Annotated in this window: 11 protein-coding genes and 2 pseudogenes; 3 read left to right on the plus strand and 10 right to left on the minus strand. The window is 60.5% G+C overall.

Translation table 11 applies throughout. The features are described from left to right. Nucleotides 1-6: 6 nt before the first annotated feature. Nucleotides 7-485, plus strand: a pseudogene (locus C7I85_RS22995) (IS6 family transposase); the annotation flags it as partial. 223 nt (nucleotides 486-708) lie between these two features. On the opposite strand, the gene C7I85_RS23000 reads toward C7I85_RS22995, so the two are convergent. The 10 genes and pseudogenes from C7I85_RS23000 to C7I85_RS23045 form a co-directional block, all read right to left on the minus strand. After that, nucleotides 709-1,548 carry a fumarylacetoacetate hydrolase family protein gene (locus C7I85_RS23000; RefSeq protein ID WP_106726360.1) on the minus strand — a complete coding sequence of 280 codons (840 nt, stop codon included), beginning with the start codon at nucleotides 1,546-1,548 and terminating at the stop codon, nucleotides 709-711. An 11-nt stretch (nucleotides 1,549-1,559) separates the two neighbouring features. Next, nucleotides 1,560-1,664 (minus strand): annotated as a pseudogene (locus C7I85_RS23005) (SDR family oxidoreductase); the annotation flags it as partial. 145 nt (nucleotides 1,665-1,809) lie between these two features. Continuing rightward, complete coding sequence (locus C7I85_RS23010) at nucleotides 1,810-2,853, minus strand: Gfo/Idh/MocA family protein (protein ID WP_106726361.1); 1,044 nt, start codon at nucleotides 2,851-2,853, stop codon at nucleotides 1,810-1,812. A 10-nt stretch (nucleotides 2,854-2,863) separates the two neighbouring features. After that, complete coding sequence (locus C7I85_RS23015) at nucleotides 2,864-3,865, minus strand: Gfo/Idh/MocA family protein (RefSeq protein WP_106726362.1); 1,002 nt, start codon at nucleotides 3,863-3,865, stop codon at nucleotides 2,864-2,866. 8 nt (nucleotides 3,866-3,873) lie between these two features. Beyond that, nucleotides 3,874-4,653 carry an SDR family oxidoreductase gene (locus C7I85_RS23020; RefSeq protein ID WP_106726412.1) on the minus strand — a complete coding sequence of 260 codons (780 nt, stop codon included), beginning with the start codon at nucleotides 4,651-4,653 and terminating at the stop codon, nucleotides 3,874-3,876. 10 nt (nucleotides 4,654-4,663) lie between these two features. Next, entirely contained in the window at nucleotides 4,664-5,857 is a 1,194-nt protein-coding gene (locus tag C7I85_RS23025) for a hypothetical protein (protein ID WP_106726363.1), read from the minus strand. 14 nt (nucleotides 5,858-5,871) lie between these two features. Then, the gene (locus tag C7I85_RS23030) at nucleotides 5,872-6,210 is read right to left on the minus strand and encodes a hypothetical protein (RefSeq protein WP_106726364.1); all 339 of its coding nucleotides are present in this window, start codon (nucleotides 6,208-6,210) and stop codon (nucleotides 5,872-5,874) included. Nucleotides 6,211-6,262: 52 nt separating this feature from the next. After that, a complete protein-coding gene (locus C7I85_RS23035) occupies nucleotides 6,263-7,384 on the minus strand; it encodes an ABC transporter substrate-binding protein (RefSeq protein WP_181257296.1) in 1,122 nt (373 codons plus the stop codon). Between the two features lie 36 nt (nucleotides 7,385-7,420). Next, nucleotides 7,421-8,266, minus strand: coding sequence for an ABC transporter permease (locus C7I85_RS23040; protein ID WP_106726365.1), 846 nt, complete (start codon nucleotides 8,264-8,266; stop codon nucleotides 7,421-7,423). Nucleotides 8,267-8,293: 27 nt separating this feature from the next. Beyond that, on the minus strand, nucleotides 8,294-9,040 hold the full coding sequence (locus C7I85_RS23045; protein WP_106726414.1) for an ABC transporter ATP-binding protein: 747 nt from the start codon (nucleotides 9,038-9,040) through the stop codon (nucleotides 8,294-8,296). A 434-nt stretch (nucleotides 9,041-9,474) separates the two neighbouring features. Here C7I85_RS23045 and C7I85_RS23050 point away from each other — a divergent pair, with 434 nt between their 5' ends. Then, the gene (locus C7I85_RS23050) at nucleotides 9,475-10,407 is read left to right on the plus strand and encodes a MurR/RpiR family transcriptional regulator (protein WP_106726366.1); all 933 of its coding nucleotides are present in this window, start codon (nucleotides 9,475-9,477) and stop codon (nucleotides 10,405-10,407) included. A 7-nt stretch (nucleotides 10,408-10,414) separates the two neighbouring features. After that, on the plus strand, nucleotides 10,415-11,908 hold the full coding sequence (locus tag C7I85_RS23055) for an N-acyl-D-amino-acid deacylase family protein (protein WP_106726367.1): 1,494 nt from the start codon (nucleotides 10,415-10,417) through the stop codon (nucleotides 11,906-11,908). Nucleotides 11,909-11,911 lie beyond the last annotated feature (3 nt).

The following is an 11,911-nucleotide window of genomic DNA, read 5'->3' on the forward strand; positions in this document are numbered from 1 at the left end:
AAATAATGGCACCTCGATGAGATGTTCGTGTCGATCAGAGGCAGGAAATATTGGCTGTGGCGCTCTGTCGATGCCGACGGCCCGTTCTCGATAGTCTGCTGCAAGGCCGCAGAGATAGGAAGGCGGCTCTTCGGCTGATGCGCAAGCTGCTCAAGGGCCGAGGTGCCGCGCCGAGCGTCATGGTCACGGACATGCTGCGGTCTTACTCGGCTGCAAAAGCTGAGTTGATGCCGGGCGTTGAGCATCGCTCGCATAAGGGGCTCAACAACCGCGCCGAGAACTCTCAACTTCCTCTGAGCCGTCGAGAACGGCGCATGATGCGGTTCAAATCGGCGCGGCAATGCCAACGTTTCGTTTCCGCCCACGGTCAGATCGCCAATCTTTTCGACCTTCATCGCAGACATCTCGCCACCGCTGATCACCGCCAGCTTCGAGCTCATGCCATCACTACCTGGCGCGAAATCGCTTGGTCGATAGCTGCCTGAAACTCGGTACAAAAATGCTCGGCACGACTGCGACCAGTTAACGCGACGCCAACCTCGTAACCGAGCCGCCGCCCTTGACGCAATAGAGAACGATATCGGCGCCACCGCGCCGTTCTAGAACTGGAAGCGGTCCTTTCGCCAGCAGCACTAACCGTTGTCCGCCTCAGCAGCGGGTAGTGGGTTTGGTCTTGCCCGATGTCAGCGACCAACCGGGAGTCAGCAGTCATGCGTCCTGCCTGAACGTCTGCTTCTGCTGGCCGAGCCCCTCGATTCCGAGTTCGACAACATCGCCATCCTTCAGGAAGCGCGGCGGCTTCATCCCCATGCCGACGCCGGGTGGCGTGCCGGTGGAGATGATGTCGCCAGGATGCAGGGTCATGAACTGGGACAAGTAGGAGACCAGGAAGGCCGGCTTGAAGACCATGGTGGCGGTGGTGCCATCCTGCATGGTCTGGCCGTTGACCGATAGCCACATCTTCAGGCTCAGCACGTCCTTGATCTCATCCTTGGTCACCAGCCACGGACCCGTTGGGCCGAAGGTGTCGCAACTCTTGCCCTTCGTCCACTGGCCGGAGCGCTCGGTCTGAAAGGCGCGTTCGGAGACGTCATGGCAGACGCACCAGCCAGCGACATAGTCGAGAGCCTCAGCTTCCGGGACATATTTCGCCTTCTTGCCGATGACGATCCCGAGCTCGACTTCCCAGTCGGTCTTCTGCGAGTCGCGGGGGATCAGGACGTCGTCATTCGGACCGACGATGGCCGAGGTCGCCTTCATGAAGGCGATCGGCTCCGGCGGCACTGTCGCGCCGGTCTCTTCGGCATGGTCCGAATAGTTCAGGCCGATACAGATGAACTTGCCGGTGCCGGCGACGCAGGGGCCAAGGCGCGGATTGCCCTTGACCGTCGGCAGGTCGGGCAATTTGCCGAGTTCCTGCAGTGAGGAAGTGGTCAGCACCGCGCCGGAAAGGTCGGCCACATGGCCCGAGAGGTCGCGGATCTTGCCGTCAGGACCGATGAGGCCGGGCTTCTCGGCGCCTGCCTTGCCGTAACGCACGAATTTCATGGAATTTCCTCTCAGATCGACCAGCCGCCGTCGATGCTGACGGCTTGGCCGGTGGTGTAGGTGGCGCCGGCCACATAGACGGCGAGATCGGCAATTTCTCTGGCGTGCCCGCGGCGGTAACAAGAACGACCTTTCGATCGAGGTCAGTCATCGCATTCTGCTTCCATTGCAGCTGGTTTCCGTCAAAATAGTCCATGTCGCAAAGGTGCGTGCGAGGCAGCACCTTGTGCGCGCTTAGGGAACGCCAGCGGGCGCCGAGCGCTACAATCTGACGACCTGGCCCGTGTGGATCGATTCATCTGCCGCGAGCACGATGCGCAGGCTGTTGACGCCGTCCTCCATGTGCTGCGCCAGGTCGAGGTCCTCGCGGATAGCCTTCAGCAGATAGCGCTGTTCACGCTCGCACAAATCGTCATGGCCCGGCTCATTGGACATGTCGATGCGTTCGTCCGGCTTCGACATGTCCGTATGGTGGCGCAGTATCTGGTTGGTCTTGGTGTGGGCATTGATGTCGTCAGACTTCACGCTCCCGGCCGCTTCCGCCATGACGATGGAGACGGACCCCTTGGGTCCGAAGACGTCCTTCACGAAGAAGGCAGTATCCGAAACCATTGGGCCCCAGCCGGCTTCATACCAGCCGACGGAGCCGTCATCGAATTGCACCTGCAGCATGCCGTAGTTGTTCTTGGCGACCTCGTCGGTCAGCTTGGCCCCGACCGCATGGACCTTGACCGGCTTGGCATCGGTCATCTGGCACATGATGTCGACATAGTGGACGCCGCAATCGACGATGGGCGGGAACGAATCCATCAGGCGCTTGTGCCAGGCCCAGGTCTCGCCATTGGACTGCTGGTTGAGATTCATGCGGAAGACCAGCGGGGTACCGAGCTCGCGAGCGATTTCGATGAACTTAACCCAGCTTGGGTGCTGGCGCAGGATGTAGCCTATCACCAGCTTGCGGCCGGTGCGCCTTGCAACCTTCACCACGTCCTCGGCGTCGCCGACAGTCAGCGCCATCGGCTTTTCGACAAAGACGTGTGCGCCAGCCTCCATCGCTGCGATGGCATAGGACCCATGGGTGTCGGGAAGTGTATTGATGGATACGACATCCGGCTTCAGTTCGGCAAGCGCCGTGGCAAAATCGCCGAAGCGCTGCGCGCCTTTGAGAGCATCAGGCATGTCGACCTGGCCGATATGCCGCGTGCAGACGCCAACGACCTCGAAACCATCAATCCGGGTGTAGGCGAGCGCGTGGCTCATGCCCATGTTACCCAATCCTACAACAAGTACGCGCAGCTTGCTCATCGGACCCCTCCTAGCCGATCTTGATAACATTGCCGGTTCGCGCCGATTCCTCGGCCGCGATAGTCGCCTCGAGGGCCGCCGTGGCATCCTCCGGCGTCCCGAGCGTCGGCGTTTCGCCCTTCAGCGCGCAATTGGCAAAATAGGAGAACTCGTCGCGAAGTGCGCCGCCACGGACACCATCGAACACCGGCCAGTAGGTGGTATCCGGGCTATGCAGGCGCGTGTTGTCGACGATGCCGAGATTCGGGAACGTATCTTGGACGTGGATGATGCCCTCGGTGCCGATGATCGACATGCGCTCGTCGATGTCGAACGGCGTCTTTTCCGGCATACACCAGACCGTCTCCAGAGTCGCGGTGGCTCCGCCGGCAAACCGATACATGGTCTGCCCTATGTCGGGGTGCTTCAGCCCACGCACATCGGTGGTCTGGGCATAAGCGGAAACCACGCGATCACCGGTGAACCAGAGCATGATGTCGGTGTCGTGGATGGCGTCGCCGACGATCGGGCCGATCTTGTTCAGGATCGTGGGCGTCCAGGATGCGGGAATGTTGCGGCGCGAGGACAGCGCGACGATCCTGCCGATGCGCCCCTCGTCGATCGCCTGCTTTGCCATCCGGTAACGCGGGTTGAAACGCACTATATGGCCGATGAACAGGATTCCCCTGGTCTCCTTGGCGGCAGCGAGAATTTTGCGTGCGTCGGCCACAGTTGAAGCAATCGGCTTCTCAAGGAAGACGTGTTTACCTGCCCTGAGAGCTGCAATCGCCGGTTCTGTGTGCTGGTCCCACATGGTGCAGATGGACACGGCATCGATGTCGGGATCGGCGAGCATTTCGTTGTAGTCCGTGAAGGTCTTCTTCACGTTGAACTTGTTGCCTAGCTCGGCCAGCCGTCCGGGCGAACGTGTGCACAGCGCAGCCAGTTCGAGATTTGGCACGCCCATGATCGTCTCGGCGTGAATTTCGCCAAACCACCCCAGCCCAATGATACCAATACGAAGCCGTTCCATAATTCCCCCTAAAAGTCTTCGAGTGTCAGTTCGCGCGCCATGACGATGTTGCCGGCGGTCAGTCCGCAATCGACGGGAAGGGCGGCTCCGGTGATTGCCCGTGCCGCGTCGGACGCGAGAAATGCGATTGCCTCGGCCACATCTTCCGGTTCTGCGACATGGCCGAGCGGATACCAGCGCTCCAGGCGCTTCAGCACGTTCGGATCCTTGCGGATACGCTCGCTCCAGATCGGTGTGCGCACCGTTCCCGGTAGGACGATATTTGCCCGGATGCCATAGCGGCCGTATTCGAGCGCGACCGCCCGGGTCAGTGAAATCAGGCCGGCTTTCGCCGCGCTGTAGGCCGGGTCGCCGAGCGCCCCGAGGCCGTTGACCGAACCGACCATGACAATGGAACCACCCTTGCGGGCAACCATTTGCGGCAGCACCGCGTGGACGCAATTGTAGGCGCCGTTGAGATTGCCATCGATATGGGCTCGCCAGCCTTCCGGATCGGTGACCGCAAGCGTGCCCTGGCTCGAGAAGCCGGCATTGTTGACAAGGACATGGACGGCACCAAAATCCGCGAATGCGGCGGCGATCGCCTCGGCATTTGCGACATCCGCGACCGCGCCCTTCGCGGCTATGCCTTCCTTGTTCAGCTGCTCTGCCAAGCCAAGGACGGCTTCGCTGCGATCGAGCGCGGCAACCGCCGCGCCTCGCGAGCCAAGGAAGCGGCAGAGCGCCTGCCCAATGCCGCCGGAGGCTCCGGTGACGGCGACAGTTTTTCCGGTGAAGTTCGAACTCATGGCAAACACCTCACGGAAGCATCCTCATCGCCTCGCCGATCCATTCGAGATTGGAGCGGCGCAAGTGACCCCAGTTGTAGAAAGCGAATTCCGTGACGCCGCCATCGCGCAGGCCGGCGACGGCATTCAGGAATTCCTGCTTGTTAGTCAAATCGGGATAGGCCGGCCGCATGATCGCGCGCACGCGTCCGGCACCGCGCAGCCTGCGCTTTATGTCGAAGAGATCCGAGCGGATGCGAACAGCGCTTGGCTCGTAGAAGCAGGCTTCGATGATGCCTGTCATCTCGGCTGTCGCCTTGAGATCACTGCCTTCGTACCAGGCGCCGCCGGTTGGCCGCGCGACCGAGGGGATGACGGCGACCTCCGCATCGGGGCGGACAGTGGCTCGAATCTCCTGCACCAGCGATGTGACTTCCTGGTTTCGGAAATCGAGATAGCGGCGCAGATCGCCGTCTGCCTGCACGTCAGCCAGCCAGAAGGCTTCAGCCATGTCATCGGGAAAATCGATATCGGAATCGATATAGGATTCGATGTCCTTGGCAACCTGCGCGCGCAGCCGCTCGGCGTCGATGCCGGCCGCCTTGGCTCGCTCGATCGCAGGCGGGGAAAAGTCGAGACCGAGCAGGCAGTCCATCCAGCGATTGTGCCGGAACAGGGAGAACTCGTGGTGATAGCCATGGGCATAGGGAGCAAAGCCCGGACTTTCCATCGAAATGCCGCGCACTCCGTAACTTTCAGTCACGTCGCGGGCCAAGCCCACGGCATAGGCGCGGGCATCGGGATGTGACGGGCTAAGGCTGTAGATGTATCGGTCGCCGAACGCGTTCTGTGCGCACATTTCGGGATTGGCGAGGCCGAGCCTCGAATTGTGCAGTAGTACCAGCCAGGCATTGGCCGCGACATCCGTTCGTTCGCACAGGTCGCGCAGGATGTCGCGCTCCGCGACCATGGGATGCACGACCGGCTTCAGATCGCCATAGCGGGAGGGGTTCGGGCGGAAGTAGACCGTTCCGTCGTCAGGGAAATATACCTTCCCGTCACGCCCATGCGGCCGCAGGAATTTGCCCGCGTGATAGGATGCCGCCATCGTCACCGTCTCGAGCCCCAGACGCTGGAATTCGTTCACGGCGGCATCAACCCCGGTTTCCGCCAGATCCCAGGCGTAGGTGTAAAGCGCGCGATAGCGACCCTTTGCCGAAGTCATGGATGTGTGCGTCCTCAATTCTCGAACCAGCCTTCTTTCAGGTAGCGCATGTACTCGAAGACGGTGCCGTGCTTGAGCACGAACACAACCTCGAGGAAGTCACCAACAATGAAAGACGGAATGAGTATCTCGTCGACCGAAGCGAGCAGTGGCTCGATCTCATCGACGCGATAGGCGATATGCGGGTTGTCACGGATGATCGCGGGCACCGCGCTGTCCTCGTGGTAGCGGAGGAACTCGATGTGCTCGGGATGGTTTCGAGGATTGGTGACCCAGATCTTGCTCTGCTCGACCCAGTCTTCCTGCGGTTGCTGCTCGGTAGTGGTAATGCCGACGTGATCGAAAACAAACATGCTCGCCTCGCGGTAAAGGAAGGCGGCAGGTCCGCCTCCCACTTCGGAAGTGTCAAAGAACGGCGCGGATACCTTCAACGTCGACCGCTGCGTAGTCGGGCGAAAGCTTGAAGCCATCAGCATCTGCCTTCACTTTGGCGTGGTCGAAGTTGGTGGCCGGTTCGACGAAGCGATTGGTGATCACGTCCTCGGCCTTGAACACCTTGCTCACCTGGCCGATCTTGGCGATCGCATCGAAATAGGTCTGCCAGCTGTCCATGAGATGGAAGCCCCAGGCGTTGCGCTTGTCCCAATGCGCATGCATCAGGCCCAACTGCTGCATCAGGGATTCTGTAGCGACTGTCGGGTTCATCTGGGATGCGAGACCGGGGAATTGCTCCATGGCGATCTGGGTCGCTGCACGTGGATTCTGCCAGGCAAATTCCAAGCCCATGGCCCAGCCACGTAGGTATTTCTCATAGGCCTCGACCTTGGCTACATCATCGAGATCGCTCTTGCGGATGACGAAGGAATTGGCCGGGAACACTGAGACGTTCTTGCCGAGCAGATAGTCGAAATCGAGTCCCTGGCCGCGCCACTGTGCGCGCAGGCCTTCCCACGAAAGAGCCGCATCAGCTTGGCCCTGCGCCAGAGCCTGTCCCCACGCGCTAACCTCGACATACTTGATCTTCGACAGATCCACGCCTGCCGCGGCGAGCATCGGGTCGGAGATCGACTGCCAACCGGCCGAACCGAGCACGATCGTCTTGCCTTCGAGACCTTTTAGGTCGGCCGGCGCCTTGCCCTTCTGGAAGGCGAAGTCGAACACATCGCCAGCCATGATGTGGAAAGCAGAAACCAGGTTCATTCCCTGCTCGAGACCGAGGGAGAGGATGCCCGGGGACGGATAGCCGAAATCGGACTGGTTCTGGTCGACGAGCTTGACGGTTGCCGTGCCGTCTTGCGGGCCGGGCTCGACAACCGTTTCTAGGTCGCCGAAATAGCCCATCTTCTTGGCGACCCAGTAGCCAAAATCGTCAATGACTTCGAGTGTGCCGCGCGGCGACACCCAGCGCACCGGCCCTACCTGGGCGGCTGCCGGCCCAATGCCGAATGCCGCTACCGCGACACCGGCGCCAGTCAGTTGCAAGAACCTGCGGCGACCTATCGCAGGCATGTAAGGCAAATTGGTCATTCTCAGTTCCTCCCTGGAGATGAATGGAGCCTTCACTCAGGCGTCCCAGCTGCCCCATCGTTTTCCGACCCAGAAGAAGAAGACGTAGATCGATATGCCGATGGTGGCGAGCAGCGTGATCACGGCAAAGAATTGCGGCATGCGGATCATTGACGAATAGTAGTTGAGGCGATTGCCGAGCCCCTCCGCGCCGCCGACCATCTCGGCGCCGACCGTCGTCAGCAGGCCGAAGATCGATCCGACCATGAGGCCGACGATGATCATCGGCATGGCCATGGGAATGCGGATCTTAGTGAATATCTGGAGGGTCGAAGCGCCGAAGGAGCGGGCCAGCGCGATCTTGGCGAGATCGACCCGGCGAAACCCGGTTGCGGAGTTGATCATGACCATCGGGCCGGAGGCCAGCGCCACGGCGATGATGCGCGGCTCCGAGCCGAAGCCGAAGCGCAGGATCAGGAGCGGCACCAGCGCCAGCATCGGCGTCGTCACCAACAACAGGATGTATGGGGTGACGATCTTCTCGACGAAGGGAAATTGCGTGATGACGGCCGCAAGCAGAAAGCCGATCGACGCGCCGATCGTGAAGCCGACAAGCAATTCATAGAGCGTCACCAGCAGGTGCGGCCAGATGAATTTCCACTCGCTGACCAGCGCAGCAGCAATCAGGCTCGGCCTCGGCAGGATGTATTGCGGCACTTCGAATAGAGCGATGAGCAATTCGGCGCCGCCGATGATCACGACCGCCACCAGGATGATGACAAGCGTCTCGAAGGCGGTGCGGTTGCTCCCGGACGACAAGGACGACAGTCCGCCGGAAAGGCTGATGTCAGCGCCCTGTTTTGCGCCGAATGTGGGAATCTGGTCTCGAAGCTGGGTGTCCAAGTTTCTTCTCTCTGCAACGCGTGGAGGTCAGACCTTGCGGTGGTCGATCATATCCTTGATGTCATTGACGCGAGCGATGAACTCCGGCGTTGACTGGACTGAAATCGGTCGCGGACGCGGAAGGTCGACTTCCACGATTTCCTGGATGCGCCCGGGACGGGCGGACATAACCACTATGCGATCCGCCAGAAACAAGGCCTCGGCGATCGAGTGCGTGATGAAGATGATGGTCTTGCCGGTCTCCATCCAGATTTCCTGGATGAGCAGGTTCATCTCATCGCGGGTAAAGGCGTCGAGCGCACCGAACGGCTCGTCCATCAACAGAACGGACGGATCGACCGCCAAGCCGCGCACGATCGATGCGCGCTGCTGCATGCCGCCCGAAAGTTCCCGCGGATATTTGCTCTCAAATCCCGCCAGCCCGACCCGCTGAAGCAACCGGGAAATGCGCGCCCTGTCCGGCTTGGTACGCTTCAACTCGAACGGAAGCGCGATGTTGCTCTCGAGGTTGCGCCACGGCAGGAGGTTTGCCTCCTGGAAGATCATTGCGATTTCGGGATGCGGCGCTTCGATCTTGCTCGGCCCAAGCCGGATCTCGCCGCTTGAGAGGCCGTGCAGGCCCGCCATCGACCAGAGCAGCGTCGACTTTCCGCAGCCGGACGGCCCGAGGATACACAGGAACTCCCCATCGCGCACCTCCAGCGAAACCCGATCGAGCGCATGAACGGTCCCACTGCGCGTATCATAGCGCTTCGACGCACCAGATATCGTCATCTTGGGCCCCGCAGTCGAATTGCGTGACTCGCGATCAGTCGAAGCGTTCACGTTGCCCTCCCAAGCAAAATATCTGAAACCGGTTCAACCGGCTCATCCCCTCAGTTTGTGAAAATAAATTACACCTCACGAAAATGCAAGCGCTATCTTTCAGCGCTAAGGCAAATGACTATTCACGGCGTGATGTAACAAAAACCGCGTAAAAACAATAGATTGGCTGGACTCCATTGATTGAGTTGCGATCTGCAGTGACCTCGGCCACGGAAGGCATTCACTTGCCACCCTATTGAATGAATCAAGAGAATGTGTAATTTTGTTTCGAAATGATAGAGAATGAGGCTCGCATGGTGAGCCGAAATAGCTAGGGAAGGAACGCAGGTGATGACTAACCGGATCGTGGGCAGGCTCGTCCTTCGCGGGCTTTGTGCCAACGCATGACCAAGACTGACAAAGCCGCGCCTTCAGTCGCGATCGATATCGTATCCCGCATTCAGCGTGCCGAGCCCAACCTGAGTGCGGCCGAACGCCGCGTTGCCGAGGCAGTACAGGCCGACATGGAAGCGGCAACGCTGATGACGATTGCCGAGCTGGCGGAACGCGCAGGCGTGAGCCAGCCATCGGTGACGCGGTTTTGCCGCTCCATCGGCTGCTCATCCTTCAACGAATTCAAGATCAGTCTCGCCACCACGGTGACGGTTGCTGCTGTCTATCTGCGCAGCGACAGGGTCTTTCGCGACGACATCGGCCAGTTGGCTCAAATGGTGATGATGCGCGCCGCCAACACAGTGAGGGACAGCCTCGATCGGCTCGATACCAACGCGTTGGAAAAGGCGCTGGAGATCCTCTCGACCACCCGACGCATCGACATCTATGGCCAGGGCGGCGGATCGGCCAGCCTGGCGGAAGACACGAGGTTGCGCCTGTTCCGTCTTGGCATCCCGACCATTTCCTATGTGGACGGCCACCAGCAGCGTATGTCTGCAGCGACGCTACAGCCTGAAGACTCCGTTATTGCCATCTCGAATAGCGGCCGCTCGAGATCGGTTGTTCAGGCGGTCGAGATCGCCGGGAGTTTTGGCGCCAAGACCATCGCCTTGACGCGGTTGAATACGCCGTTGGCCAAGGCGGCCCAGGTCGTCATCCCGATCGAGGTTGCGGAAGACGACAATGTGCTTCTGCCGACGCCGTCGCGCTATGCTTTCATGGCCGTCATTGACACGATCGCCGCCGGCGTCGCGGCGCGGCTTGGCCAGCGCAGCCTCGAGGCGCTACGCCGCGTGCGCTACACGGTTGCAAGCATCGGCATCGCAATCCCGACGCCATCGACGGATCCGACGCCCCTCATGAAGAACTCCAAGCCTGAGTAATGATATCATGACCGGTGAGACGAATGGCGGAATCGCCAACTACGATCGGCTTTTTCGCAATGCGCTGATCTTCGATGGCAGCGGCAAGGAACCATTTCTGGGTGAGGTCGCTATCACTGGGGAACGGATCGCATTCGTCGGTCCGACCGGAACGATTGCGCCGAATACGGGTGCCGCGGAGGAGGATTTGGCCGGGCTTGCCCTGGCGCCAGGCTTCATCGATTCCCACACGCATGATGACCGGATCGTGCTCGACGAACCCGACATGCTGCCCAAGATCAGCCAGGGCGTCACGACAGTTGTCGTCGGAAACTGCGGAATCTCGCTAGTGCCTGTCGTCTTCGGCGATCGCGCACCGCCGCCGCCGATGACATTGCTCGGAGATTCGCAAGCGTATGAATTTCGGACTTTTGCGGACTATGCGAGTCGCGTGAACCGCACGCGTCCCTCGGTCAATGTCGCTGCGCTGATCGGCCACTCCGCGTTGCGGCTCGCGACGATGGCAGACATCGACAAGCGCGCTAGCGACAGCGAGATTGCCGCCATGTGTGCGCTGGCCGAAGAAGCGATGGACAATGGCGCCACCGGAATGTCCACCGGCCTGTTCTATCCGGCCAACGCTGCTGCCGATATTGGCGAGGTGGCATCGATTGCCGCGCGTTTTGCGCAGAAGGGCGGCGTCTACGCTACGCATATGCGCGACGAATTCGATGACATTCTCGCCAGTATTGACGAAACGCTCGAAACCGCCGCCAAGGCCGATATCCCGGTGGTGATCTCGCACCACAAATGCGCGGGCGTAAATAATTGGGGCCGCACTCGCGAAACGCTGCCCAAGATCGAGCAGGCCTCGGACCACCAGCCGGTCAATCTGGATGCGTATCCCTACTCGGCCGGATCCACCTACCTGCGAGCGGAACTCGTAACCGATACCTATCCGATACACATCGCCTGGTCGCAGCCACACCCTGATATGCAAGGTCGTGCGCTGATCGACATCGCAAGCGAATGGAACGTCGACCTCCTCGAGGCGGCACGCCGTCTTCAGCCGGCCGGAGCCATATACTTCCAGATGGACGAGGCCGATGTCCGCCGCGTTCTTGCTTCGCGGTTGACAATGATCGGCTCGGATGGCTTGCCCCATGATGCACACCCTCATCCGCGCTTGTGGGGCACGTTCCCACGCGTAATCGGCCATTATGCGCGCGACGAGGGCCTGTTCACTATCCAAACCGCGATCCACAAGATGACCGGCCTCACGGCGCGCGTTTTCCGGTTGCGCGGTCGCGGTGAAATCCGTGCCGGCGCTTTCGCGGACCTGGTGGTCTTCGATCCCTCCAGGATCATCGACAAGGCGACCTACGACAAGCCGCTGCAATATTCGGAGGGTATCTACTCCGTCTTCGTCAACGGTGTCCGATCCTATATCGCTGGGCGGGGGGTCGTGCAGAGGGCAGGTCGCATTGTCGGTGGCAATTCCCCTCATGACAGTGCGGCGTAGTGG

It is taken from the genome of Pseudaminobacter soli (ex Li et al. 2025) (genome assembly GCF_003012705.1).
Taxonomy (GTDB): domain Bacteria; phylum Pseudomonadota; class Alphaproteobacteria; order Rhizobiales; family Rhizobiaceae; genus Pseudaminobacter; species Pseudaminobacter soli.